This window comes from Arthrobacter sp. NPDC056886 (assembly GCF_042788715.1).
Classification (GTDB): Bacteria; Actinomycetota; Actinomycetes; order Actinomycetales; family Micrococcaceae; genus Arthrobacter.
Genome location: NZ_JBHUBT010000002.1, coordinates 432,463 through 458,302, shown reverse-complemented (window position 1 = coordinate 458,302; position 25,840 = coordinate 432,463). Strand labels below are relative to the sequence as shown.

General features: G+C 62.4%; 19 protein-coding genes and 1 pseudogene. 17 read left to right on the top strand and 3 right to left on the bottom strand.

Going from position 1 to position 25,840, the window contains the following annotated elements; all coding sequences use genetic code 11:
- Positions 1–1,013, bottom strand: a pseudogene (locus ACFRJ8_RS05220) (peptidase S8/S53 subtilisin kexin sedolisin); the annotation flags it as partial.
- A 348-nt stretch (positions 1,014–1,361) separates the two neighbouring features.
- Between ACFRJ8_RS05220 and murA the strand changes: the two are divergent.
- The 4 genes from murA to ACFRJ8_RS05200 are packed head-to-tail and all read left to right on the top strand — an operon-like array spanning position 1,362 to position 5,698.
- A complete protein-coding gene (gene murA, locus ACFRJ8_RS05215) occupies positions 1,362–2,687 on the top strand; it encodes a UDP-N-acetylglucosamine 1-carboxyvinyltransferase (protein ID WP_377985091.1) in 1,326 nt (441 codons plus the stop codon).
- A 10-nt stretch (positions 2,688–2,697) separates the two neighbouring features.
- Entirely contained in the window at positions 2,698–3,501 is an 804-nt protein-coding gene (locus ACFRJ8_RS05210) for a lysophospholipid acyltransferase family protein (RefSeq protein ID WP_377985090.1), read from the top strand.
- Positions 3,498–4,550 (top strand): NAD(P)H-dependent glycerol-3-phosphate dehydrogenase, encoded by a 1,053-nt coding sequence (locus tag ACFRJ8_RS05205; RefSeq protein ID WP_377985089.1) that lies wholly within the window; start codon positions 3,498–3,500, stop codon positions 4,548–4,550. The genes ACFRJ8_RS05210 and ACFRJ8_RS05205 overlap by 4 nt, the downstream gene beginning before the upstream one ends.
- A 17-nt stretch (positions 4,551–4,567) precedes the next feature.
- Entirely contained in the window at positions 4,568–5,698 is a 1,131-nt protein-coding gene (locus ACFRJ8_RS05200) for a D-alanine--D-alanine ligase family protein (protein WP_377985088.1), read from the top strand.
- Positions 5,699–5,724: 26 nt separating this feature from the next.
- Here ACFRJ8_RS05200 and ACFRJ8_RS05195 read toward each other — a convergent pair whose 3' ends face one another.
- Entirely contained in the window at positions 5,725–6,225 is a 501-nt protein-coding gene (locus ACFRJ8_RS05195) for a DUF3515 family protein (protein WP_377985087.1), read from the bottom strand.
- A 616-nt stretch (positions 6,226–6,841) separates the two neighbouring features.
- Between ACFRJ8_RS05195 and ACFRJ8_RS05190 the strand changes: the two genes are divergently transcribed.
- The 8 genes from ACFRJ8_RS05190 (at position 6,842) to ACFRJ8_RS05155 (ending at position 16,723) form a co-directional block, all read left to right on the top strand.
- Complete coding sequence (locus ACFRJ8_RS05190) at positions 6,842–7,162, top strand: hypothetical protein (protein WP_377985086.1); 321 nt, start codon at positions 6,842–6,844, stop codon at positions 7,160–7,162.
- 22 nt (positions 7,163–7,184) lie between these two features.
- A complete protein-coding gene (locus ACFRJ8_RS05185) occupies positions 7,185–8,429 on the top strand; it encodes a glycosyltransferase family 4 protein (RefSeq protein ID WP_377985085.1) in 1,245 nt (414 codons plus the stop codon).
- Positions 8,426–10,174, top strand: a complete 1,749-nt coding sequence (locus ACFRJ8_RS05180) for a glycosyltransferase family 4 protein (protein WP_377985084.1) — start codon at positions 8,426–8,428, stop codon at positions 10,172–10,174. Before ACFRJ8_RS05185 ends, ACFRJ8_RS05180 begins: the two co-directional genes overlap by 4 nt.
- A gap of 32 nt (positions 10,175–10,206) precedes the next feature.
- A complete protein-coding gene (locus tag ACFRJ8_RS05175) occupies positions 10,207–11,061 on the top strand; it encodes an ABC transporter permease (RefSeq protein WP_377985083.1) in 855 nt (284 codons plus the stop codon).
- Positions 11,048–11,935, top strand: a complete 888-nt coding sequence (locus tag ACFRJ8_RS05170; RefSeq protein ID WP_377985082.1) for an ABC transporter ATP-binding protein — start codon at positions 11,048–11,050, stop codon at positions 11,933–11,935. The genes ACFRJ8_RS05175 and ACFRJ8_RS05170 overlap by 14 nt, the downstream gene beginning before the upstream one ends.
- A complete protein-coding gene (locus ACFRJ8_RS05165; RefSeq protein WP_377985081.1) occupies positions 11,935–13,842 on the top strand; it encodes a glycosyltransferase in 1,908 nt (635 codons plus the stop codon). Before ACFRJ8_RS05170 ends, ACFRJ8_RS05165 begins: the two co-directional genes overlap by 1 nt.
- Complete coding sequence (gene wecC, locus ACFRJ8_RS05160) at positions 13,823–15,103, top strand: UDP-N-acetyl-D-mannosamine dehydrogenase (RefSeq protein WP_377985080.1); 1,281 nt, start codon at positions 13,823–13,825, stop codon at positions 15,101–15,103. Before ACFRJ8_RS05165 ends, wecC begins: the two co-directional genes overlap by 20 nt.
- Positions 15,104–15,166: 63 nt before the next feature.
- A complete protein-coding gene (locus tag ACFRJ8_RS05155) occupies positions 15,167–16,723 on the top strand; it encodes a glycosyltransferase (RefSeq protein ID WP_377985079.1) in 1,557 nt (518 codons plus the stop codon).
- 18 nt (positions 16,724–16,741) lie between these two features.
- On the opposite strand, the gene ACFRJ8_RS05150 is transcribed toward ACFRJ8_RS05155, so the two are convergent.
- Positions 16,742–17,830 (bottom strand): hypothetical protein, encoded by a 1,089-nt coding sequence (locus ACFRJ8_RS05150; RefSeq protein ID WP_377985078.1) that lies wholly within the window; start codon positions 17,828–17,830, stop codon positions 16,742–16,744.
- Between the two features lie 158 nt (positions 17,831–17,988).
- Between ACFRJ8_RS05150 and ACFRJ8_RS05145 the strand changes: the two genes are divergently transcribed.
- From ACFRJ8_RS05145 to ACFRJ8_RS05125, 5 genes are all read left to right on the top strand, one after another.
- Complete coding sequence (locus ACFRJ8_RS05145) at positions 17,989–20,232, top strand: fibronectin type III domain-containing protein (RefSeq protein WP_377985077.1); 2,244 nt, start codon at positions 17,989–17,991, stop codon at positions 20,230–20,232.
- Positions 20,233–20,385: 153 nt separating this feature from the next.
- Positions 20,386–21,795, top strand: coding sequence for a glycosyltransferase family 2 protein (locus ACFRJ8_RS05140; protein ID WP_377985076.1), 1,410 nt, complete (start codon positions 20,386–20,388; stop codon positions 21,793–21,795).
- A 112-nt stretch (positions 21,796–21,907) separates the two neighbouring features.
- On the top strand, positions 21,908–23,266 hold the full coding sequence (locus tag ACFRJ8_RS05135; RefSeq protein WP_377985075.1) for an endonuclease/exonuclease/phosphatase family protein: 1,359 nt from the start codon (positions 21,908–21,910) through the stop codon (positions 23,264–23,266).
- A 332-nt stretch (positions 23,267–23,598) separates the two neighbouring features.
- Positions 23,599–24,513: a glycosyltransferase family 2 protein gene (locus ACFRJ8_RS05130; RefSeq protein WP_377985189.1), complete on the top strand. Its 915-nt coding sequence runs from the start codon at positions 23,599–23,601 to the stop codon at positions 24,511–24,513.
- Positions 24,514–24,795: 282 nt separating this feature from the next.
- Complete coding sequence (locus tag ACFRJ8_RS05125) at positions 24,796–25,527, top strand: acyltransferase (protein WP_377985074.1); 732 nt, start codon at positions 24,796–24,798, stop codon at positions 25,525–25,527.
- Positions 25,528–25,840: the final 313 nt, after the last annotated feature.

Here is a 25,840-nt window from a genome sequence, read left to right as displayed (position 1 = left end):
GACCGCTGCCAGGTGCCGTCGCGGGTAGTGCCGGAGACCAGGGTCATCTCGCCGAAGCCTTGGCTCTGTCCGGTGGTGTCGTGGCTGACGACGAGGTCTGGTTCGTCGGCCCCGGTCTGATCAGTCAAGCGCACGGTGACCTTGACGGTGGCCGGTCCCGTGGCGATGTTCAGCGACGTTGGGGTGACGGTGGAGCTGACCAGTACGGGCCCAGTCATATCCGAAGGAGTGCCGGACACGTTGATGGTGGCGAGGTGCACGAAGCCGGTGGAGCGGTTGCCGCGGGTGTCGGTGAGGGGGAAGAGTTTTACGGTCCAGGCCCCGGTGGCGGAGCCTTGGGGGATGGTCACGGACCGCTGCCAGGTGCCGTCGCGGGTAGTGCCGGAGACCAGGGTCATCTCGCCGAAGCCTTGGCTCTGTCCGGTGGTGTCGTGGCTGACGACGAGGGCTGGTTCGTCGGCCCCGGTCTGATCAGTCAAGCGCACAGTGACCTTGACGGTGGCCGGTCCCGTTGCGATGTTCAGTGACTTGGGCGTCACCGCGGAGCTGACCATGACGGGCCCGGTCACATCGGACGGAGTGCCGGTCACGTTGAGAGTGGCGAGGTGTACGAAGCCGGTGGAGCGGTTTCCGCGGGTGTCGAACAGGGGAAAGAGTTTTACGGTCCAGGCCCCTGTGGCGGAGCCCCGGGGGATGGTCACGGACTGCTGCCAGGTGCCGTCGCGGATAGTGCCGGAGACCAAGGTCATCTCGCCGAAGCCCTGGCTCTGTCCGGTGGTGTCGTGGCTGACGACGAGGGCCGGTGTGTCAACCCCCGTCCCGTCAGTCAAGCGCACAGTGACCTTCACGGTGGCCGGTCCGGTGGCGATGTTCAGCGACTTCGGCGTGACTGCGGAGCTGACCATGACAGGCCCAGTCATATCCGGGGCAGCGTTGCTGACAGGCGCCGTGACAAGCGAAAGAATTGTGAAGATCGCCAGACAAAAGGTCATGACGGCAGGTCTTGATTTCATGTTGGTGATCACCAACGGCCCCCCAAGGCTCGTGCAGCCCGTTGGCCGCAGTGAATGGGTCCGCGAGCGGCGGACCTCGTGATTGTAGCGGGCGCCACCCACAGCAGAGGAACCGGCACGCCTCCCGCGTCTTTCCGCCACGCCGGGGACAATGAGCCGGAGACAGTGAGATGTGCAGCGCCACCGGCAACTCGGAGGCTCCTAGTCCGCGTTGCCGTATCCATGCTGGCGGGGCCAGTGTGAGGCTTATCGAACCGCTCCGTATTTCAGATCGGTAACGGATGCTCCTATGCTTAGCTGGAGCCTTTGTAAGGATTTGGGGGCGAGTAGTCGTGAGGAAACCGGTATATGAGTAGTGTTCTGACAATCCGCGGAGGCGTCCCGCTAACTGGCCGCGTCACCGTTCGCGGGGCCAAGAATCTTGTCCCCAAGGCCATGGTTGCTGCCCTCCTGGGCAACGAGCCATCGGTGTTGCGCAACGTGCCTGAAATTAAGGACGTCGAGGTTGTCACGAGCCTGCTTCAGCTCCATGGTGTCAGGGTTGACAAGGACCCTGTGACTGGCGACCTGACGCTTGACCCGAAGGACGCCAAGACCGCCTCCAGCACGGCGATCGATGCCCACGCCGGCGATTCGCGCATTCCGATTCTGCTGTGCGGGCCACTGATCCACGCCATCGGCGAGGCTTTCATCCCTGATCTGGGCGGCTGCAAGATCGGCGACCGTCCGATCGACTACCACCTCAATGTCCTGCGCCAGTTCGGTGCAGTCGTGGAAAAGCGCCCCGGCGGCATCCACATCTCCGCGCCCAACGGGCTCAAGGGCGCCAAAATTGTGCTGCCCTACCCCTCCGTCGGCGCCACCGAGCAGGTCCTGCTGAGCGCCACCCGCGCCGAGGGCATCACCGAGCTCTCCGGCGCGGCCACGGAGCCGGAAATCGTGGACCTCATCGCGGTCCTGCAGAAGATGGGCGCGATCATCAGCGTCCAGACTGACCGCACCATCCGGATCGAAGGCGTTCAGGACCTCGGCGGGTACAACCACCGGGCCCTCTCGGACCGCAACGAATCGGCCTCCTGGGCTTCCGCGGCCTTGGTCACCCGCGGCGACATCTTTGTCGAAGGCGCCACGCAGCGGGACATGATGACCTTCCTGAACACCTACCGCAAGGTGGGCGGCGGGATGGACATCGGCGACGACGGGATCCGCTTCTACCACCGCGGCGGCAAGCTCAACCCCCTGGTCCTCGAAACTGACGTGCACCCCGGCTTCATGACGGACTGGCAGCAGCCCCTCATCGTCGCCCTGACCCAGGCCGAGGGCGTCTCGATCGTCCACGAGACCGTGTACGAGAACCGGTTCGGCTTCACGGATGCACTGATCCGCATGGGCGCCAATATCCAGGTCCATCGCGAGTGCCTCGGCAGCGTGCCGTGCCGCTTCGGCCAGCGCAACTTCCTGCACTCCGCCGTAATCTCCGGACCTACGCAGCTCACGGGCACCGACATTGATGTCCCGGACTTGCGTGGCGGATTCAGCCATCTCATCGCCGCGCTGGCCGCCAACGGCACCTCGCGCGTCACAGGAATCGACATCATCAACCGCGGTTACGAGCGCTTCACCGAGAAGCTCGCGGGCCTCGGCGCCGATTTCGACATCACGTCAGCCAAGTAGCGGGGACCAGTTGAAGGAATCGGCCAAGAGCCACGCCACGTTTGTGGCGGTCGCCGGGATCGTCCGGCCCGTGATGAACCTCCTGATGAACAAGAAGTGGGAAGGCCTCGAGAAGCTTCCTGCCGGGGGTTTCATCGCCGCACCCAACCACTGCACGGAGATCGACCCGCTGGTGGTGGGGCACATGCTCTATAACCAGAAACGGATGCCGCACTTCCTCGCCAAAGCCGGCCTCTTCAAGGTGCCCGTGCTGGGTGCTGTCCTGCGGTCCACCAAGCAGATCCCGGTGGAACGCTCGACGGCGGGGGCGAACCGTTCGCTGCAGCTCGCCAAGGAGATCGTGAACGAAGGCGGGGCGATCATCATTTACCCCGAGGGAACCCTGACCCGTGACCCGGCACTCTGGCCGATGAGGGGGCACACCGGCGCCGCGCGCATGGCGCTGGAGAGCGGCATTCCCGTGGTGCCCATGGCCCATTGGGGTGCCCAAGAGGTCTTCCCCCGGTACGCGAAGCGTTTCTACATTTTCCCCCGCAAGACATCCCGCCTGGTGGTCGGGGATCCCGTGGACCTGAGCGCCTTTGCAGGCCGCCCGCTGGACAAGGCGACGCTCGCCGCCGCCACGAACGTCATCATGGACGCCATTACCGGTCTTCTGGCGGGACTGCGCGGCGAACAGCCGCCCGCGGAGCGGTGGGACCCTGCGGCGCACAAGCAGTCCAAGCAGGGTCGCTTCATCGAGCGGGGCACCGAAGGCAGTGCTATCCAAGAGGGTGGCGCATCAAACGAGAACACTGGGGACAGCGCCGGATGACGGTTAACTTTGAACGAGAAACTTCGGCCAGCACCGTGGCCGTCCTGGGGGCAGGCTCCTGGGGTACCACTTTCGCCAAGGTGGTCGCAGACGCAGCGGCGGCCTCGGGGGTCGAACGCAGCATTCGCCTCTGGGGCAGGCGTCCGGAAATTGTGGACCAGATCAATACCCAGCACCGCAATGAGCAGTACCTGAAGGGCATCACGCTGCCGTCCAGCATCACCGCGTCCAAGGACGTCTCCGAGGTCCTGGCGGGTGCGGAGCTGGTCATCCTGGCGGTTCCGGCACAGACGCTGCGGCCGCAACTGCAGGCCTGGAAGGAGCATCTGGCTCCCGGCGCCGTGGTGGTCTCCCTCATGAAGGGCCTCGAACTCCACACCGATGCCCGCATGAGCGAGGTCATCTGCGCGGAGCTGGATCTGCCGGCGGAACGCGTTGCCGTGGTTTCCGGGCCCAACCTGGCCATGGAGATCGCTCGGGAAGAACCGACCGCATCCGTCGTGGCCTGCACGGATCCGGTCACGGCAGGATGGATCGCCCGCAGCTGCACGGCGCCCTATTTCCGCCCGTACACCACCACGGATGTGATCGGCGTCGAAATCGGCGGGATCGTCAAGAACGTCATCGCCCTGGCCGTGGGAATCTGCGAGGGCAAGAAAATGGGGGACAACACCAAAGCTTCCGTCATTACACGCGGCCTGGCGGAGACCTCCCGGCTGACCCTCGCCCTGGGCGGCGAGGCCCGGACCATGGCCGGGCTGGCCGGTCTGGGTGACCTCGTGGCCACCTGTTCCTCCCCGCTGTCCCGGAACCACACGGCCGGCCGGCTGCTCGGCAAGGGCCTGACTCTCGACGAAGTCACGGCTGAAATGAAGCAGACGGCTGAAGGCATCAAATCCAGCCAGGCGGTCCACGAACTTGCCGGAAAACTCGGAGTCGACATGCCCATCACGGCAGCCGTCGTCGCAGTCCTGGCCGGAAAACTGTCCGTCGACGAACTGGGTCCGCTGCTGCTGTCCCGGGACCTGAAACCCGAAGGCGACCACTGAGAGTGTCAGAGGAAATCATGACCACAGAAGGCCATACGGGCCAGCCCAAGCCCCGCGTGGCGGTGCTGTTCGGCGGCCGCTCCAGCGAGCACGCCGTGAGCTGCGTGACGGCCGCCGGCGTCTTGGGCGCCATTGACACCGACAAGTACGACGTCATCCCGATCGGGATCGCCAAGACTGGCCAGTGGGTTTTGGTCTCCGGCGACACCAACGCGTGGTCGCTTTCCGCCTCGTCGCTGCCCGAGGTGGCGCCGTCGGCGCAGACCGTGGCCCTGGCGGAGATCGGCGGCGAGCATCAGCTGATCGTGGCCGCCCCGAACACGGTCCCAGAAGAGCTCGGCGCTGTCGACGTCGTCTTCCCGCTGCTGCACGGGCCCTTCGGCGAAGACGGAACCATCCAGGGCCTCCTGGAACTGTCCGACACCCGCTATGTGGGCGCCGGCGTGCTCGCGTCCGCGGTCGGCATGGACAAGCACTTCATGAAGGTGGTCTTCGAATCGGTCGGGCTCCACGTGGGACCGTACATCGCCGTGACCGACCGGCAGTGGCGCAATGATCCGGAGACCGTCCGCAAACGCGTGGACCAACTCGGCTTCCCCGTGTTCGTCAAGCCGGCCCGTGCCGGGTCCTCCATGGGCATCTCCAAGGTGGATTCCCTCGACGGCCTGGACGCCGCAATCGAGGCCGCGCGGGAGCACGATCCCAAACTGGTCATCGAGGCCGGCATCACGGGACGCGAGATTGAATGCGCCGTCTTGGAGGGGCGAGGGACCGATGGTCCCCGGACGTCCATGCCCGGCGAGATTTCCGTGGCAGGCGGCGGGCACGAGTTCTATGACTTCAACGCCAAATACGTCGACGACGCCGCCGCCCTCAGCTGCCCAGCCGACCTCCCCGAGGAAGCGATCACCCGGGTCCGGGAACTGGCCGCCGTCGCCTTCGACGCCGTCGGCGGTGAGGGACTGAGCCGCGTGGACTTCTTCTACACCCCAGATGGCGATCTGATTATCAATGAGATCAACACGATGCCCGGCTTTACACCCAAGAGCATGTACCCGCAGATGTGGAAGGCCTCAGGCCTGGGCTACGCCGACCTGATTGACGAGCTGATCCACCTCGCACTGCACCGCAAGACCGGCCTGCGCTAAGCTGCGCCGGTCCGGTCCGGCAGAACCTACTTGCTGGTCGGCAGGTTCTGCAGGTCCTCCTGGCCCACGCACTTCCGGGTCGCCTTGATCTTCTGTGCCGCTGCGGAGAGGTCGGCCAACACGGTAGCCGAGCTGATCTTGTTCGGATCCATCAGGATCTCCGTCGCCGGTTGGCGGCCGAACGTGGTCAGCGTCCACACGGGGTTGCCCTCCTTAATGACCCAGTCGACGTCGTTGACGCTGACGCAGCGATCTGTGGTGGGTCCTGGGACGTTGACCCCGCAGCGAAGGATCACCGCGGAGGGATCGCCCCACGCCGCCGTGGCCTGGGCATTTGTCTTGCGCAGCTTGGCGTCGCCGATTGCGTCTGGAAGCGCCAGCATCATGGGCGCGCAGGCCGCGTTCGCGGCATCCTTGGCCGGAGTGACGTCGACCACCGGGGAGCAGGACGTCAGGGTGAGGCCGGCCGCGATGGCCGCAACGGCGAGGAAAGGGCGCGCCGAAACGAACCGTGTGAAGTGGAGCATTCATCCAGCTTATCCCGGCCCGCGTGGCGCCATGGTCCCGGCTCTGCCCGCCCTATATCATGGCCCGGTGGCACTGAGGTGAACAGCCCCTGCGTTCAGTCAAGTAGACTGGGGGGACCGTGCACCGCTGGGGTTTTGCCGACAATGACGTTAGTGATGGCCACGACCGCACACACTTGATGAGATCTCGTACCTGGGGGAGGGCCTGTCGATGACGTCGCGCAGCCAAAAACTGAAGTCCGCACGTGTCGGGCTGGGAGCACTGCTCCTGGCTGTCGCGGCTATGGGCACGGCGACAGCCGCCAACGCCGCAGACACCGCTCCGCGCCCCATGATCCAATCCCTCACGACCATGCCCGATCCTTCGACGGGCGGCGCCGAGACACCAGCGGAGCCCGAGGTCCCGCCTGTTGTGGATCCGCCTGCAGAACCTGCGCCCGCTGATCCGCCGCCCGCTCCCGTTGAACCGCCCGTGGTGAACCCCGCGCCTGCGCCAGCACCCGCGCCGGCACCGGCGCCGGCGCCAGCGCCAGCCCCGGTTCCTGCGCCGAACCCCGCTCCGGCTGTGCCGAAGCCAGCTCCGGTCCCGTCTCCGATTAACACCCCTCTGCCTGCGGTGACCGCGCCCCCGGCGCTGGCGCCGGCCCTCGTGCCCCGCGCGGCCAAGCCTGCCGGTGTGCAGGCAGCCCCCTCCGCAACCCCGACGCCGTCCGCCACCCCAAAGGCGGCCCCCTCGACGGCCCCTGCGGTGATCGCCACGCCCACCGAACCGCCCGTCATGGTGAAGTCCGAAGTCCAGGCCGCCGTGGCGGTAGCTACCGGCAGCCCGTTGGGCGTTCAACTCGTGACGGTCCTGATCCTGCTCGGTGCCGGCTTGCTCTACTTCCGATTCCTTGCCGGCAGGAGCCCAATCGGTTCCGCCAAGGCGGGAAAGTAACTTTCTAGACATGTGCCCTGAATTGGTTGAACGAACTCCCCAGAAGACGCAGGCCGAGGGCTTGCGCATCACGTTGCTGACGCATTCCTACTGGCCGGAGCAGAGCCCGCCCCAGCGCCGCTGGAGCGCCATGATCAAGGAGTTTTCCCGATCAGGCTGGCACGTCGACGTCGTGACGCCGGTGGCGCACTATCCGTTCGGCCGGCGGGACCTGCCTCGCCGAATGGCGGGGCAGCCGTTCCGCCTCCAAAAAGGGCAATTTACCGAGAACATCCTCCGCGTCCCGTACCTCCGCCACGGCAACTCCCGGGCGGCACGCCTGCTGGACCAGTGCTATTCGGCTGCGCTATCCATTCCCGCCGGATTCATGGTCCGGAAACCGGATGTCGTCATTGTTACGGCGCCCGGGCTGCCTTCGCTCGCTGCCGGCTACATCCTTGCCAAAGCCCGCGGCGTGCCGCTGATCGTGGAAATGCGGGATGCCTGGCCGGACCTGGCCCGTGATGCGCGGTTGGTCCAAGGCAGCGTGAAAAGTGTGGTTGAGCGCGCGGTGGATTTCGTCCAGCACCGCGCCAACCTCGTGGTCACTGTGACGGAGGGATTCGCCGCTACGCTGCGTGCGCGCGGCGTGCGGAACGTGGCGACCGTCAGCAACGGCGTCCATTTGGACTCCATCCCTGTGGTGGGTCCGCCGGAACCCGAACGGGACGTATTCGAGGCCCTCTACCTCGGAAACCACGGCGAGAGCCAGCGGCTCGATGTGGCCATCAGGGCAAGTGCCCTCGTGGGTGATTCCATGCACCTGCACATGGTGGGCCACGGGACCCAGCGTCCGGCGCTGGAGAAGTTGGCGCGGGAACTGAAGGCCCCGGTCACTTTTCATGCTCCCCTGACTGGGGACGCCATGCTGGAACGCTATGCGTCCGCCGACACCTGCCTCGTCTCCCTTCGCGACGACTGGAAGTCCTTCGAAACCACCGTCCCATCCAAGACCTATGAGGTCCTGGCCATCGGACGCCACGTAACGGCCATGGTGCGCGGCGAAGCGGCTCGGATTGTCCTGGACGCCGAGGCCGGGGACATCGTTCCCAGCTCTCCGGAGGCCATGGCGGATCTGTGGCGCGAGCTCGCCGCTGATCGGAGCCGGCTGGTGCGTAACGGGGACAGCCGTCAGTGGGTCAAGACCAACGCGGAATATGGGCAGCTCGCCGACCGCTACATGGACCTCATCTCCGAGCTCCTGGCGGAAACCGTCACCGGCAAATGATCCAGCTCGTTAAGAATGCACGGCTTGCCGTGGGCGTTATCAGCCAACACCTCGTTGACGACCCCTTCCTTCTGTACCTGCAGGCGTCGCGCCGGCTGCCCGCCGTCGTACGCCCGTTGGGCCGGGCTGTGACCGCGGTCTTCCCGAAGGACTCAGTGGCCGTGCCGGTGTTGCTCGCATCGATGAGTAACGGGGACGACGCCGACGTCAAGCGCCGCCTTGAGCTTGCCCTCTGCGGGGACGCCAAAGGAGAGCAGGCCCGGCGTTTGGCCGACATTGCCCTAGCCGCCGGCCTGACGGAGATTTCAGACACATTTTTGGCCAAGGCCGGGAACGCTCCCGGCCTCAAATCTGTACGGGCCCGCAGGCTGTGGCATGACGGGAACCTCAGCGGAGCCGTCACCGCCCTGGACGGCTCCGGCGCGGCCGGACGGCGGCAGCAGGCACGGCTCGCCGGGGAGGCCGCGGTCTACGCAGGCGCGGCTCCCTCGTTACAGCGGCAAGAATTCACGCCGGTTCCCGGCAGGGTCCTGCATCTGCTCACAAATTCCCTGCCCCACACCGCCAGCGGCTACGCCCAGCGGTCCCACTCCATCATGGTGGCCCAGCGGGAAGCGGGCTGGGACGTCCTGGCCGTCACACGCCTTGGGTACCCGGTCCAGGTGGGCAAATTTCTGGCCCAGGCCAGCGACGTGGTGGACGGCGTCCGTTACCGTCGCCTCCTCCCGGCGCGGCTGGCACAGACCATGGACGCACGCCATCAGCAACAGGCCGAGGAATTACTGCAGGTCGCCCTGGAATTCAAGCCGAGCGTCCTGCACACCACCACCCACTTCGTCAATGGGCTGGTGGTCCGGGCCGTGGCCCAGGCCCTGGGCATTCCGTGGGTGTACGAGGTCCGCGGCCAGTTGGCGGACACCTGGGCCGCCACACGCGGACCTGAGGCGCTGGACAGCGAGAAGTACGCGCTTTTCCAAGCCCGCGAAACTGAAGTCATGCGGGACGCCGATTTGGTGGTGACGCTGGGGCAGGCCATGAAGGCCAACATAGTCGCCGCTGGCATCCCCGGCGGGAAGATCATCATCGCCCCCAACGCCGTCGGCGGAGCCTTCCTCCAGCAGCCGCGGGACGCCGCCGCCGCGCGCCGCGAACTCGGCCTCCCGGAGGACGGACTCTACATCGGCACCGTCAGCAGCCTTGTCGCGTATGAAGGCCTGGACGACCTCGTCCGTTCCTTCGCGCTCCTGGCGCCGGACTTTCCGCAGCTGCGCCTGCTGATTGTTGGTGACGGTGTGGCCGGCCCCGCACTGCAGAAGCAAGTCCAGGGGCTCGGCCTCGCTGACAGGGCCATCTTCACGGGCAGGGTGCCCCGGGATCAGACGCCGCTTTATCATCAGGCCCTGGACGTATTCGTGGTGCCACGCAAGGACCTGGATGTGACCCGCGCGGTGACCCCACTCAAGCCAATCGAGGCGCTGGCGAGTGCGCGGCCGGTGGTTGGAAGCGACTTGCCCGCACTTCGGGAGATAATAGACGACGGCGGCAACGGGCTTTTGGTCCCTGCCGCGTCACCTGACCGGCTTGCACACACGATCTCGGCGCTGCTCCTCGATGCGAGCCGACGGGCGTCGATGGGGCACGCAGGCCGGGCCGCAGTCTTGGCCGAGAGGACCTGGGCTGCCAACGCCAAGGCCCTGGCCGCGCGTTACGCTGGGCTGCACCATGACCATGAGGAGATCGACTAGTGTCCGCAGATAGTGCAATAGATCCGGAGCCGGTGGCTGTACAGCCCCTCTCCGTGGACATGCGGCGGCTGACCCGTGTCGGTTCGCGGCCAAACTTCCTGGACTACCTGGTTCAGCTCTGGGACTTCCGGCAGTTCATTTTTTATGATGCCCGTGCCCGCGTTCAAAGTGGCACCCGCCGCGACCGGCTCGGCAGCGCCTGGCTGCTCCTGAACCCCATCTTCAATGGGCTCACGTACTTCCTGATTTTCGGACTGTTGTTGAAAACCAGCCGGGGCGTCGAGAACTACGTGGGCTACCTCGTGGTGGGAATCTTCGTGTTCCAGTTCAGTTCCGGTGCCATCACGTCCGGCGCGCGCTCCATCCGGAGCAACAAATCCATTGTTCAGGCGTTTAATTTCCCGCGCGCCGCACTTCCCATCGGCGCCAACGTTCGCGAGCTGTTGTCCGCTGTGCCCCTGATCCTGGCCATGCTCCTGATCGTCGTGGTGCTGCCTCCGGCCGAGGACATCACGTGGCTGTGGGTACTGGTGGTACCGGCCATCCTCCTGCAATCGCTATTCAACCTGGGCGTGGGACTGATCCTTGCTCGGATTATCTCCCGCGTTCACGACGTCACGCACCTGCTTCCCTTCGCGCTGCGGGCGTGGATGTACGGGTCTGCGATCTTCTATACCTATGAACGCTTTGTGACTCATCCCCAAATGCTTGCCGCCATCAAGCTCAATCCCTTGTTCAACGTCATTGACATCGTCCGGGATTGCGTCCTCTATGCCCGGGTTCCCCAGTGGCAGTCGTGGGCAATACTCGCCGCCTGGGCCCTGGGGGCGCTGGCTGTCGGCCTTGTGTACTTCTGGAAGGGGGAGGAATCCTATGGACGCGGGTGAGAAGGAAATTTTCATCGAGGGACATCCATGCGTGGTGGTGGACAGCGTGCGGATGCGCTATCGGGTCGCCTCGAGCGCCGCTTCTGACGAGGATGCTGAGCAGAGCAAGCCACGGCTCCTGCGTCGTGCCGTCAACAAGCCCCACATGGTGACCGTGCAGGCCCTGAATGAGCTCTCCCTGGTGGTGGAGCGCGGTGAGTCAGTGGGCATCATCGGTAGGAACGGGTCCGGAAAAAGCACGCTCATGAAGATCATCAGCGGCCAATCCAAGCCGACGTCGGGGGCAGTCTATGCGTCCAGCACGCCGATCATGCTCGGCGTCAACGCAGCCTTGGTCCAAGACCTGTCCGGTGACCAGAATGTCATCCTGGGGTGCCTTGCCATGGGCATGAGCCGGGCAGAGGTGGACGAAAAGTTCAGCAGCATCGTCGAACTGTCCGGACTCGAGAAGTCCATTCACTTGCCGATGAAGTCCTACTCCTCGGGGATGGCGTCACGCCTCCGGTTTGCCATCGCTGCCAGCGTCGATCCGGAGATTCTCTTGGTGGATGAGGCGCTCAACACCGGCGATGCCCAGTTTGGTGACCGCAGCAAACTGCGGATGGACGAGCTCCGCGAGCAGGCAGGCTGCGTCTTCCTGGTCAGCCACAGCTTGGACACCATCAAGGCAATGTGCACAAGGGTGATTTGGCTCGACAAGGGCGATCTCATTATGGACGATGAGCCGGAAGTCGCCATCAAGGCCTATCAGGACTTCACCCGCCACCTGTCCAAAGGCAACAATGTTTCGGCCGCCAAGATTCTCGACGACGCAAAAGCGAACCTGGTGGCCACCGAGGTTCGCGGACGGTCCTCGCGTCGGAGTCGAGGTTGATGGCGGGTCTGCGGGAGATCCGGGCCGGACTGTGGCACCTGCGCAGGGGCGGTCCGGCGCAGTTCAAGTCATGGCGGTCCCGCCAGCGGATCGAGCAGGGGTTCGCCGCGCCGCGCAATGTTCAGGGCGTGGAAGCGGCTTGGACCGGACGCGGGCGCAAACGGCGGCTCTCACTGATGCCGGCCGCCCTTCCGCAACAACAGCCATCCCGTCCGGACGTCCGCGCTGCGGTGATCCTGGACGACTTTTCTGCGTTGGCCTTCGGCTACGAGTGGACCACCAGCGCCGTGCACCCGCACACCTGGCGCAGCGACATGGCAGCCGCAGGCGTTGACCTCCTGTTTGTCGAGTCGGCCTGGGCGGGAAATGGCGGGCTGTGGCGCGGCAAGCTAACTGGCCCCAACGGTCCCAGTCCCGAGTTCCGCGAGCTGGTCCAGTGGTGCCGGGAGCAAGGAATCCCTACCGTTTTCTGGAACAAGGAAGACCCGCCGCACTACGAGGATTTCCTGCCCGTGGCCCGGCTGTTTGACCACGTCTTCACGTCTGATTCCGGCCGCATTGCGCAGTACAAAGTGGATCTGGGGCATGAGCGCGTAGCGGTGCTTCCGTTTGCGGCTCAGCCTGCAATCCACAATCCCGTGCGGCCCGGACAGGGCCGGCACCAGCGCGATGTTGCCTTTGCGGGAATGTACTTTGCTCATAAGTATCCTGAACGCCGTGCCCAGATGGATCTTCTCCTGGGCGGTGCGCTGGACGCCTCCGCCCGGATGCGGACGGGGCTGGAGATCTTCTCACGCCAGCTTGGCGGCAACGCCGAGTACCAGTTCCCGGCGCCGCTGGACTCGCGGGTCGTCGGTTCGCTGACTTATGCCCAGACCCTGTCCGCCTACAAGGCTTACAAGGTTTTCCTCAACGTAAATTCGGTTGTGGACTCGCCCAGCATGTGCGCCCGGCGCATCTTTGAGATCTCGGCATCCGGGACTCCGGTCATCACCGCGCCCAGCCAGGCCATGGGAGCGTTCTTCACCCCCGCAGCCGTACCTGTGGCCGCCACCCGCAAGGAAGCCGAGCACCTCACCCGGGCGCTGGTTTCCAATCCGGAACTGAACGACCGCACGGCCCACCTGGCCCAGCGGACCATCTGGGCGCACCACACCTACTCCCACCGGGCAGCCACGGTGTTGGAGCTCGCCGTGCCGGGGATTGCGGCCACCGTGGCACCGCCGGCCCTGTCTGTGCTGTTGCCAACCATCCGGCCCCAAAACCTGGACCGTGTCTTCCGGACCCTGGCCGGACAGCGCGGCGTGGAGCCGGAACTGGTGCTGCTCACCCACGGCTTCCAGCTTTCCGCCGAACGCTTGGCAGAGCTGTGCGAGGCCTCCGGGCTGCGGAACGTTGTGCTCCTGGAGGCATCGCGGGAAGTGTCGCTGGGGGAGTGCCTGAACCGCTGCGTCGCAGCGGCCAGCGGGCAGGTCCTGACCAAGATGGACGACGACGACCACTACGGCCCGCACTACCTGAGTGACCAGCTTCACGCCTTGTCCTACTCCGGGGCAGATGTCGTCGGGAAGCAGGCCCACTACATGCACCTTGAGACGACGAACGCCGCGATTCTGCGGTTTGCGGCCCGGGAACACCGGTTCACCGACTTTGTCATGGGGCCAACCATCATGGCCCGCAGAGAAGTCTTCACCGATCACCCCTTCCTGGACGTCACAGTGGGCGAGGACACAGGATTTCTCCGTGCCGCCCATGCCGCCGGTAGGATCATTTACTCGGCGGACCGCTTCAACTACTTCCAGGTCCGTACCGGTGACGGGCACACGTGGCAGGTGGAGGACGCAGAACTGCTGGCGTCCGGAGACCTGAAATTCTACGGAAAGTTAAATGAACATGTTGACATCTAAGACTGCCGAGACTGAGGCTCCCATCAGGACAGTCGCCGTCGTCGGCCTGGGCTACATAGGGCTGCCCACGGCGGCCATTCTGGCCACCAACGGACTTGAAGTGATCGGCGTCGACGTCAATCCGGGCACCGTGAAAGCCATCAACAACGGCGACGTGCCCTTCGTGGAACCCGACTTGGGCGTCCACGTGGCCGGCGCCGTCAGCCAGGGCCGGCTCCGGGCTCAGCTCGAGACCCCCGCCGCGGATGCCTACATTGTGGCGGTTCCCACCCCGTTCAAGGCAGATAAGTCCGCCGACATGTCCTACATCGCCGCTGCCGCCCGGGCTATCGCCCCGATGCTGACTGGCGGGGAACTGGTGATCCTCGAGTCCACGTCGCCTCCCGGCAGCACGGCCCGGCTGGCCGAGCTGATCCTGGGACTGCGTCCGGACCTCAGCCTGGACGGCCACGACGGCAAACCGAAGCTGCTGGTGGCACACTGCCCTGAACGGGTGCTGCCGGGCCGGATCATGATCGAATTGGTCACCAACGACCGCGTGGTGGGCGGCCTCACCCCCGAGGCCGCGGAGGCCGCCGCTGCCCTATATGCGGTGTTCTGCCAGGGCGAAATCCACCTCACCGACGCCGCTACGGCAGAGATGTCCAAGCTGGTCGAGAACGCCTACCGCGACGTCAACATCGCCTTTGCGAACGAGCTGTCCGTTATCAGCGACAACCTCAATATCGATGTGTGGGAACTCATCCGCCTGGCCAATCATCACCCCCGCGTCAACATCCTCCAGCCCGGCCCCGGCGTCGGAGGCCACTGCATCGCCGTGGACCCTTGGTTCATTGTGGCTGCCGACCCCGAGAATTCGACCCTGATCCGGACCGCGCGGGAAGTCAATGACGGCAAGCCTGGCTACATCGTGGAACAGGTACGAAAGGCCGCCAGCGAGATCAGCAGTCCGACTATTGCCTGCCTGGGCCTGGCTTTCAAGGCGAATATCGACGACGTCCGGGAGTCCCCGGCCGTGGAGATCGTCCGACGCGTGGCCGTGCAGCATCCGGATGCCGAGATTCTCGTCGCGGCACCGCACAAGGATCATCTGCCGCAGGTGCTGGCCGTGCTTCCGAACGTAAGTCACGTGGACACGGACAAGGCTATCGAGGCTGCCCAGGTGGTGGTGCTCCTGGTGGATCATGACAAGTTCCGCGAGATCGAGCCGGCCAGCCTTGAGGGCAAGCGGCTCATCGATACCCGCGGTTTCTGGCGCTGACGCCGGCCTTCCGACGCCCTGGGGGACGAACCCCGAGAATTCTTACTGGAAGAAACCGTCAAAATGACTCAGAACGACAACCAACTGATGGATGACTTTGTGAATTCTGTAGACACGCTGCCCGGCTCGCGGGCCGTCCTGCCCCGGGGCTACCACTGCGCTGTGACGTGGGGGATACCAACGGAGTACGGGGGGATGACCACCTCCTTGCTTCACCGCTCGCGAGCCCTAATCCAAGAGGCTGGCGTTTCAGTGGATCTCCTGACCTTCGAGTGGTCTGAGGACTATGACGAGATCCGTTGCGAGCTTGAAGTCGCCGGCGAACTGGTGCCGGGACTCAACCTGCGCAACCTCTGGGAGGAGTTGGGACGACTCAATGAGACCCAGCTGAATTCGGCGAAACCGGGCAAGAAAGTAAAAGGCGAGTTCTCGGCCATCGGAACGGAAGAAGAATCCACCGATGAGGTCAGCGGGGGGTTTCTCCGCCGGCGGGTCCGGTACGCGGCCGACCAAAAAACTGTGCTGCAGGTGGACTACTTCCGGCCGGATGGTTCCCTGATGGTCGCCGATAGGCGGGATGTTCAGGCTAAGGGCACAGAAGGCGGCCGGCTGGTAACCCTGTGCGGCTTGGACGGCCGCCCGGCCGCATCCTGGAACCAGATTTCGGCGCTGTACCATTTCTGGCTTGACCTGGTTGTAGATGGCCGCCAGTCCTTCGTGATCGTCGACAGCAAGTCGGCGGCAAATTTCATGACCAGGTATCGGCGGGACAACGTTGTGACCATGCACGTGGTGCATAACTCGCACCTGGCCACCAACGCCGTTCCGCCGCACGGAGCGTTGAGTCCAAGCCGACGGTACGTATTCGAACGCCTCAGTTCCTTCGACTCCGTCGTTTTCCTGACCGGGAGCCAGAAGCACGATGTGGACCTGCTCCTAGACAGTCCAAAGAACGCCTGTGTGATCCCGAACAGCAGATTCCTCCCCCCAACGTCCGGTCCGGAAAAGGGCCACGACCCTGAACTGGGGGTGATTCTTGGCAGCCTGACAACCCGGAAACGCCTCGATCATGCCGTTTCCGCGCTGGGATTGGCCAGAGACTCAGGGAGCACGGACTTCGCCCTGAGAATTTACGGCAAGGGTCCCGAAGAAGCCTCGCTGCGCGATCTGATAGCAGAGAAGGACTTGGACGAAATTGTCACTTTGTCCGGTTACTCCGCGTCGGCCCGGCAGGAATTCGAGCGTGCTTCCTTTACGCTGCTGACCAGCAAACTGGCCGCCCAGGGGCTCGTACTGATCGAGGCCATGAGTGTTGGCTGCATTCCCATCGCCTACGACGTTCCGTATGGCCCCGCGGACATCATCGAGCACGGCGTCAACGGGTTCCTGGTGAAGGCGGGGGATGTGGAGGCGATGGCGGACGTCATCGTTGGCCTGCGGACCATGGAGCCTTCGGCCGTCGAAGAAATACGGCTTCAGGCGGTGGCCACGGCCAATAACTTTAGCGACGCCGCCGCGGCGGAACGTTGGGGAACACAAATGCGGGCCGCAGTGGATCGCAAGCTGAGCGCCGCGCTGGAACGCAAGGTCAGTGGGGCCTTGGAGCCACAGCAGGTCTGATTCTGTCGCCTGCACATGTCATTGACCCGGCGGCTTCGCCGGTTGCATCTTGCCTCGGACACCGTCGATTCGGTTGTGCTGGAGTACTAGAACGCGCCCATCCGTGATCACGGAAGGGTTGTTGTTCACGATCTGGACAGAGACTAGTTTGCCGTCGAGGTTGAATGCGCCTTCTGCCTCGTATGCGTACTTCGCGTTCGTGAGGTAGCCGGGCTTGAGTTTGTTGACCAAATCCCTGAAGTCGGCGCGAGTATATTTCCGGGAGAGCGCCAGTTTGCCGTTGGCGTCCCATGCCTGGAAGGTCGGGCTCTGCGACGGATTACCTTGGATGAGGAAGAAGTAGTTGCCGACCCAGGCCATGCCTTGGTTCTTTGCTGCGGTCTTGGCCCCGCCCTGGGCGCGGATGGTGGCGACCAAGCGGGGAGTACCGGCCTGGACACTGCGCCAGTCGTAGAGGTAGAAGTTTTTTACAGATGTGGTCCACGCGTCGGTTGTCACCATATATTTGCCGGCTACGTCCGCGCGGCAAACACCCTTTATGGGAATGTTGGGCCCCTTGCTACCAGTGGTGTAGTTGTAAATGGCGTACGTGGATGACTTCGCCGGGCCTCCGCCGGTTGCCCTAATGATGAAGCACAGGTGCCCTTTCTTGTTGTAAAACCAGGGCATCCCTTCTGTCCAGCACAGGTCCTGGGTTTTAACGGTTCTTGAAGACTTTCTGACCCCTGAGGGAAGCCTTCGCACGTCAATGCGCAACTGAGTGCCATTCTGGTTTGACACATAAACTTCCTTGGCGCCCTTGTTGATAGACACGCCTTGCGTCCACGTTGCTTCACCTTTTTCCCGGACGGGAAACTCGCAGAGAAGCGCCACTCTCTCAAGGTAGGCGGGCGGGGTTGAAGCTGGCTGGAGCGTGCTCGTGTATGCCATCCGGGGGGCGGCGGGCTTGGCCACCGCGCCGATTTGTGCCGCCACGGCGGCGTGGTTCAGAGCTGTTGCCCCGGCTGCTAGCGCGGCCCCCAGCCATGCCCGCCGCGTCAATATCAGCCATTGCGCTGCGCTGAACGGAGTCCCTTGGGGCGATGGCCCCATTGCAGAGCCGTTCATAAGACGTAAGGTACGCTCGCGCCACCCACTCGACTATGGTCTTTAGTCCCACGGCAGAGGAAAGCCCCCATTTCCGACTTACGGCCCGGCCGGAGCGGCCGATAGTCCTGAGTACAAGGATTGTCGCCGTAGTTGTGTGACCTGAAGGGGAACCCCAAATGTCTTCTCTCTTGGTATTCCGGGCCCGAGGGTTCGCCGCTGCGGTTGCAACGCTGGCAGTAGTGGCTGTGGCTGTCAGCGGGCCGCAGTTGCCGTCGGATTCGAGTGGGACGGGCACTGCTACTTCCGACTCCAGAATTGAGCGGCTGACATCAAATCTGACAGCGCTGGCCGCGCCAGCTGGTTTGAAGGCGGTCGGCCAGACAGGGGAGTCAGTCTCTTTGACATGGGGTGCCGTTGCAGGCACAGCTGAGTACCGGGTGGCGGTGTCGCCAAATCCGGACATGAGCGGTGCCCTGTATTGGCGTTTCCCCTCCACCTCGGGAACGGTGAAGCTGCTGAAGCCGCAGACGAAGTACTACTTCAAAGTCCGGTCATTGGACGCTGGAGGCGCCGCGTTGACGGCCTACTCCGGCGCAATGTCGGCCACAACTGGCGTCGCTGCACCGGCTCCACCCGCGGGATTAAAAGCGGTCGGTCAGACGGGGGACTCTGTGTCATTGTCCTGGGGTGCCGTTGCTGGCACGGCTGAGTACCGGGTAATGGTGTCGGCGAATGCGGACATGAGCAGTGCTTCCTATTGGCGGTTCCCGTCTACGTCGGGAACGGTGAAGTTGCTGAAGCCGGCGACGAAGTATTACTTCAAGATCCGATCGTTGAAGTCTGACGGCTCGTCCTTGACGGACTACTCGGCCGCGATATCGGCTGCAACGGGTGCTGCGGCGCCGGTTCCGCCCGCCGGCCTAAAGGCGACAGGCCAGACAGGCGAATCAATCTCGCTGTCCTGGAGTGCCGTGGCCGGCACGGCCGAGTACCGCGTCATGGTGTCGGCGAATGCGGACATGAGCAGTGCCTCGTACTGGCGGTTTCCCTCCACGTCGGGGACGGTGAAGATGCTGAAACCGGGTACCACCTACTATTTCAAGATCAGGTCGCTGAAGTCCGACGGCTCGGCACTGACCGCCTACTCAGCGGCAGTGTCGGCAAAGACCGGCACAGCAACACCAGCCGCCCCGACTGGTCTCCGGATGTCCTTCCAGACGCCAACCGCCCTGGGCTTGGCTTGGTCAGCGTCCCCGGCCGCTGAACGCTACCGCGTGGCCTGGAGTCCCAACGCCGACATGAGCAAGGTTGTGTACTACAGGTTCACGGAACTCTCGGCGGACATCAGGGGCCTCACCCCCGGTACCGCCTACTACGCCCAGGTGCGCTCCATCACGGCGGATGGGGCCAACATCAGTGCCTACAGTCCGATCGTACGGATCCAGACGGCGGCGGCTCCGGTCCTTGCCCCCGTAGCGAACCCTTTGTCAGTGGCGAGCTACAACATTCACTGCGCCAACTGCGAGGACCAGATGCCTACGGAGGTTCCCTGGGTTGATCGGCGCGATGCCGTGGTCAGCACGATTGTGTCCAAGCGCCCGGACATCATGGGCATCCAGGAAGCGTCGCAGGGGTGGCTTGTCGATTCCCCCGCCGGCGGCCTGTCCCAGTTCGAAGACCTCCGCAACCGCCTCAGCGCTGCCGGCGCCACGTACAAGCTGACAAATGAAATGCGCAACAACTGCGTTGATTCGCGCACTCCGACCGGCTGTGTTCCCAAGGATCAAGGCGCCACCAGGGGGACCAGAATCTTTTACAATCCCGCTGCGGTGCGGATCATTCGCTCGGGCTCTAAGCTTCTGCCCTCGCTTTCTCTGGAAAAGAACCAGCGGTACCTTGCGTGGGCGGAGGTCCAGCAGATCTCCACCGGTAAGCACTTCTTCTTTGGAGACACCCACCTCGAGGTGGACAAGGCAGACGGTTACAACGAGCTGAGGCGCCAACAGGCCAGTACCATCGTCCAGGTCATCAAGGCCCAGAATACGACGAATCTGCCGGTCCTCATGGTGGGGGATATGAACTCCAGCAAGTGGCTGGATCCGTCGAACGCACCCTACGACGTCTTCACCGCTGCCGGGCTAGTCGATCCGCTCGGCAACACCTATGGCAGCAGCCTACCCAGCGGTTACGCGACGGCGGAGAAGACGAAGAACCGGAACATTAACAGCTGGAACGGATTTGAAAAGCTGGCCCGGGCAAGTGCACCGGGGACCAACGGAACCTACATCGACTACATCTTCACGTCCAAGATGCGGGTGCCAACCTGGGAGACGGTGGCCAACGTGGACAGCTCGGGTAACTATGTGGGTCAGATTCCCTCAGACCACAATATGGTCTACGCCACGGTGAGTCTTCCGTAATCTGTGTTTGGACGCCTACGAAGGCAGCTTGGATGGCTTAGGGTTATTCTTTGGGGCGGCATCGCAGGCGGAGCCGGCCACCGCCGCAGTGTTGGCGCGCATCGGATTTTCTGGAGCGCCAGCTATTAATCGTTGCTAAGGAGCACCAAGACCATGCCGCAAGGCCCCCACGCCGACGTCGAATCTTCCGAAGACGTGCCCGCGGTTTCGGTTGTCGTCCCCATTTTCAATGCCATGCCCTACCTCCGTGAACTGCTCGATTCGCTTGCGGCGCAGGATCTGGGCGCAGACGCGTTTGAAGTCTTCCTGGTGGACGACGGATCCACCGACGGTGGATCCGCGTACCTGGATGAGTTCGCCTCGCGCCACGCCAACGTGACGGTGCACCACCAGGAGAATCACGGCTGGCCCGGTCAGCCTCGAAACGTTGGCATCGCAAGCACGACAGGGAGGTACCTGTTCTTCGCCGACGCCGACGACGTACTTGCTCCGCACGCGCTGAGGGAGTTGGTTGCCTTTGCCGACGCTCACGATTCAGACGTCGTCATTCCGTCCATGGCAGGAACCCACGGGCGCATTGTCCCGCCCTGGCTTTACATCAAGACAGATATAGACGTTGCCTTGCCCAAGGCTTTCAAGACACTTGCCCCGCAAAAGCTCTACCGGCGCTCCCTGCTGGCCGACAACAACATCCGCTTCCCTGAAGAGAAGGTTCGCCTCGAGGACGGAATCTTTAACGCGGAGGCCTACCTCGCCGCCAAACGAATTTCGGTCTTGGGCGGCGAAACTCTCTACTTCCTGCGGAATCGGGACGACGGCCAAAACATCAGTTCGGGTGGATTCGATCCGGCCGGGTACACCGGTTCCCTGGCAAAAATCTGCGCCGAAGTGGTTGCTGCCGATCTTGACCCTGACGTCACGGCGGACGTCCTAGCAGGGCTGTACCGCAGGAAATGCCTCAAGATATATACGCCCGGCCGCTTTGAGCGTTACTCCACAAAGCGACGGCAGGAATGGCTGGACGCTCACCGGGACTTCATTGACCGGTTCATCCCCGAAAATGTCGAAGAACGGCTGCCCGAACCCTACCGGAGCCGCGCCTCGCTGGTTCGGCGGCAAGACGCAGGGGCACTGCTGGACCTAGGCCGCAACGAGGAAGATCCTCGCTTGGCGGCAGCCTTCTGGGGCGGGCGTCCCTTGGAGGACGGAAGCCTGGAGCTCTTCTTCGAAGCATCGGTGGCAGGCAGGTTTGAAATGCCCGCACTTGTGTGCGAGCTGCGACACAGGGATGGAAACGGCCTAATGGCCTTCCCCGTCGAGCGGGACGGGCGAATTCCGACCGTTTATTCTAAGGCGGGTCTTTTTCGGGGATTGCTGTCTGTTGAGGCGCTGAACGCACTGCGGGCCGGCACCCATGACTTCTTCTTGGCCACGTACATTGACAGGAAATACGTCACGGCACGGGTCAGACGCCCCCAGTCCAGCGGGCTACCTGACACGGACCGCAACGTGCATTTGTACGGCACGGGACATGGGAATCTGAGCCTCGCCGTAGAAAATTAGTATTCAACTTCGGCGTGTCGCGGGGCGTGGATTCGAGATTACGGTGCTTTAATGCAAGACTTTGACCGTCTCTCAGCCCACATGCCTTATTCAGCGTCTCGCGAGGTTACTTTTGACCATTTTGCCTACCCTGTCCTTATTTCGCTCCGCCCGGCGTTGGCGTATTTTGCCAGTGGCGCTGTTGGTCCTACTTCTCGCTATGCCGCTGCCGGCTGCTACGGCCGCGACATACGCTGTTCCGACCGGACTTAAATCGTCTGTTCAGGGCACGACATCCCTCACTTATAAGTGGAACGCCGTTGCTGGAGCGCCGAAATACCGGATTTCGATCTCGCCCAATGCTGACATGTCCGGCGCCACGTTTTTCAGGTTCTCTTCCGCGTCGGGAGAAATCAGGAATCTGAAGCCGAACACCAAGTATTACGCGAAGGTCCGCGTCATCACGTTGGACGGGGCAAGCCTCAGTGCGTATTCCGCGGCTGTCGCGGCCAAGACGCTGGCCACAACTACTCTGCCACCAATAACGAATCCACTCTCGGTGGCGAGCTACAACGTCAAATGCGACAACTGCTTTGACGGATTGGCGAATGAGCTGTCCTGGGTTGGTCGCAGGGATGCGGTGGTGTCCAGCATCGTGTCCAAGCGGCCTGACGTCGTCGGGGTTCAGGAGGCCTCTCAGGGCTGGCTGAAGAACGAGACACGCGCCGGCGGACTGACCCAGTTCGAGGACCTCCAGGAGAGGCTGTACAAGCGGGGAATCAATTACCAGTTGGCCAACGCCAAACGCAACAACTGCGTCAATGACGTCACGCCCACCAACTGCGTTTTCGCGGATAAAGGGGCTTCGCAGGGAACCAAGATTATCTACAACAAGGGCACGCTGGAACTCCTGAAGCAGGGCTCGGTTGCGCTTCCGAAGGTTAGCTCGGGGGACAACACTCGGTATCTCGCTTGGGCGGTCCTGCGCCAACGGTCCACCGGGAAATCCTTTTTCTTTGGTGACACCCAGCTGGACTCGAGCAAAGCCAGTGCCTACTATCTGCTGAGGCAGTCGCAGACTTCGGCCATCGTTTCCGCTATCGCGCGCCTCAACACAACTAAACTTCCTGTGCTCATGGTGGGCGATTTCAATTCCCACAAGTGGACGGAACCCTCTAATGCTCCGTACGACAAGATGATTGCAGCCGGATATGTTGACCCGCTGGGCAACACCTACAAGAACGACGCACCGTCCTCTGCGGCTACCGCTGAGCAGCGGGTTCGGGCAAACTACGACAGTTTCAACGGGTTCGAGCGCAAAGCCAGGGCCCGCAACACAACAGGGAACGGGACGTACCTCGACTACATCTTTACCTCCAAGATGAGGGTGGGGAAGTGGGAGACGGTTATTAACATCGATTCTTCCGGCAACTTCATCGGAACAATTCCGTCCGACCACAACATGATCAATGCCGTAGTCCAGCTTCCGTAGGTCCTGGTTTATTGGGGGCGCCTGCACAGCCGTTGGTTGCGCAGGCGCCCTCCGCTGTCCGAGGTGACTTTGTCGGCGGCGATATTGGACGCAGTGGCGAGGAGCACGCCAGCGGCCATGTGCGCGCTTGAGGGTAGCCTGGCAAGGTGAGCTGCCACGTCGGGCAGGGCGCTATCTACTTGCTAGCATTGGCGAGGTAGTTGGACCAAATGTCCACGAAAACGTTGTCGTAAGCCGTGCGTCATCCGCGGCCACGCAAACCCGGCTGTCCTGTTGTAGACAGCCGCAGCAAGTAAGGTTTCGGAGTGCAGATGCAGACTGTTAGCTTGACCATGGTTAAGAACGAGGAAGACATAATCGAGTCCTTCGTTCGGTACAACCTCAGATCTATTGATCACATGTTCATCGCCGACAACTTGTCTACGGACGGCACGGCGGATATTCTGCAGACGCTCATAGCTGAAGGTCTCCCGCTGACTCTGACCACGGATTACGATCAGGCATTAAAGCAAAATGACAAGATGACCGCTATGTATAGGGATGCATTCCGGAAGCACTCTTTTGAGTATGTTTTTCTGCTCGATGCTGACGAATTTCTTGATCTTGACCGTGATGAGATGATTTCCCTTCGCGAGTCTCACGGGGGCGCGACAGCATATTACGTAAAGCGAGTTAATTTCCTTTACGGCGGTGAGATCCCTGATGGAGAAAATCTGAGTATCTTCGACATCATGTCTATCCCTGACACCATCCCGGCAACTGACAAATCAATGATCTTTCATGAGGCCGGCAAATGCGGTGGCTTCAAAATCGGCAACGGAAACCATCATGTTAGGGACTGGTCGCGAACTGAACCCGAGGTCTCGGTCAAGCCCGAAAAAGACTTTGCGCTGATACGCCATTTGCCGCTTCGCTCAGTTGAACAATATATGCGCAAGAGTCTGTTGGGATGGTTTGCCCTGCAGCTTCGCGAAGCGGGTGTCAATGCGGCCAAGCAGACGGTCGGATCCCACTGGCGCACCCAGTACCGGCTCATCCTGGAACAAAATTGCAAGGTGGACGCCGAAACCATGATCTCCAACGTGTATGGCAACAGCTACGCAGATCGATCTGGCCTAAGAGACGCCCCGACCATTGACTTTGACCTGAAATACGAACACTTGATGCGCAGGCAGTCCATCACGACGCAGCTCGCACGCATGTACGAAACCACTATTGACAACATGTGGGCCCAAACGCCTTCATGAACGGCTGGGGACCATGGGCCCCAGCCTCGGGTACCGTATGCCCTCCTTGGCTCTTACCACTCCGACACTTCGATATTCCACGCTGCGTTTCCCTGAACTGGACGCAGGCTGCGGCTGGCTGCTGCGTGCTGTGATTTCCCTTCAATCCTGAAGGGTGATATAAATCTATTTTGATTTATGCTCGCATGCCAAGAATTCCAGTCAGTCTCATGTGTGGTTTCCTCACTGGGCGGTTCGGAATGTGTGTGGTCTTGCCGGCAGCCACCGCCAAAAGGAAAATAAGTGTCAGTCATACTTCGCGGACAAGAAATAACCGGATATTCGGACGACAAGGGTAATGTTGTTGTCGGCGACCCGCACTTGCTTGCATCCAGTTCTATCGAATTCAAAGGATCTAATTGCCGGGTCGAATTTGCTGACAAAGTAAAGTTCCATGGCGCCATTGTGTTTCACCGTGACGATTCAGATGTGAAAATGGGGAAATGGACCTGGTACCGCGGTAGAGTTACGTTGGGCCTGGGTTGCTCTATCTCAATGGGCGAGAAGTTTTACAGTGGATACGACTTGCAGATCACGGCGGCCGAAGGCGCCAACGTCATTTTAGGTGACGACGTTCTAGTTGCAAATCATTGTCGAATCCGCGCCGACGATTCCCATCCCATTTACGATGGGATTTCCGGGCGACGAATTAATGCTTCGGCGACGATTGTCGTTGAGGACCATGTTTGGCTAGGGCAGGAAGTATTCCTACTACCCGGGGCATTTGTCGGTTCGGGAAGCGTCGTAGGTGCCCGAAGCGTCGTGACAAAGAGTAGGCCCGTGCCATCAAATTGCCTGGCTCTCGGTTCCCCAGCAAAAGTTCAGCGGGAAAAAATCAACTGGATTCGAACTCATCTGCAGATGACTGATCAGCCAGACGTTGTACCGTCAATTTTCTCCGGGGACGATTTCATCGACAGCCAAAGGTCCTTTCGCCAGCGGCTCAGCGCGGCGATCGTAGAATTTCGCAGGTGACCGACTGCCGGACACACACGGACAGTTCTCCGTCGACCGGTCATCCCTAGGTGTGGCGCGGCTCTGTGAGGAACCCGTTCCGACGAACAACTAGTGGGACACGAGGACCTCCTGGCCGTCGAGTGGCTGATGTAGTCCACTTCGATACCGGAGGTCCTCGCCTCCTATATCCCGCCTTGGGGGAACATACGTGGGAGGTTGGGGGAGGGGCCCCGGACAAAACGACAAAAAGCCCGGGTGATGGTGACCGGGGGACCATAGGTGTGCGCCGCACCACCCCCTCGGAAGTTGGGTTGAAAAGAAAGTGGAGTAG

What these genes read in the sequence shown, in the direction of transcription:
- murA (WP_377985091.1), top strand. Translation starts at nt 1,362, where the DNA reads ATGAGTAGTGTTCTGACAATCCGCGGAGGCGTCCCGCTAACTGGCCGC.
- ACFRJ8_RS05205 (WP_377985089.1), top strand. Translation starts at nt 3,498, where the DNA reads ATGACGGTTAACTTTGAACGAGAAACTTCGGCCAGCACCGTGGCCGTC.
- ACFRJ8_RS05200 (WP_377985088.1), top strand. Translation starts at nt 4,568, where the DNA reads ATGACCACAGAAGGCCATACGGGCCAGCCCAAGCCCCGCGTGGCGGTG.
- ACFRJ8_RS05195 (WP_377985087.1), bottom strand. Translation starts at nt 6,225, where the DNA reads ATGCTCCACTTCACACGGTTCGTTTCGGCGCGCCCTTTCCTCGCCGTT.
- ACFRJ8_RS05180 (WP_377985084.1), top strand. Translation starts at nt 8,426, where the DNA reads ATGATCCAGCTCGTTAAGAATGCACGGCTTGCCGTGGGCGTTATCAGC.
- ACFRJ8_RS05170 (WP_377985082.1), top strand. Translation starts at nt 11,048, where the DNA reads ATGGACGCGGGTGAGAAGGAAATTTTCATCGAGGGACATCCATGCGTG.
- ACFRJ8_RS05165 (WP_377985081.1), top strand. Translation starts at nt 11,935, where the DNA reads ATGGCGGGTCTGCGGGAGATCCGGGCCGGACTGTGGCACCTGCGCAGG.
- wecC (WP_377985080.1), top strand. Translation starts at nt 13,823, where the DNA reads ATGAACATGTTGACATCTAAGACTGCCGAGACTGAGGCTCCCATCAGG.
- ACFRJ8_RS05155 (WP_377985079.1), top strand. Translation starts at nt 15,167, where the DNA reads ATGACTCAGAACGACAACCAACTGATGGATGACTTTGTGAATTCTGTA.
- ACFRJ8_RS05150 (WP_377985078.1), bottom strand. Translation starts at nt 17,830, where the DNA reads ATGAACGGCTCTGCAATGGGGCCATCGCCCCAAGGGACTCCGTTCAGC.
- ACFRJ8_RS05145 (WP_377985077.1), top strand. Translation starts at nt 17,989, where the DNA reads ATGTCTTCTCTCTTGGTATTCCGGGCCCGAGGGTTCGCCGCTGCGGTT.
- ACFRJ8_RS05140 (WP_377985076.1), top strand. Translation starts at nt 20,386, where the DNA reads ATGCCGCAAGGCCCCCACGCCGACGTCGAATCTTCCGAAGACGTGCCC.
- ACFRJ8_RS05130 (WP_377985189.1), top strand. Translation starts at nt 23,599, where the DNA reads ATGGTTAAGAACGAGGAAGACATAATCGAGTCCTTCGTTCGGTACAAC.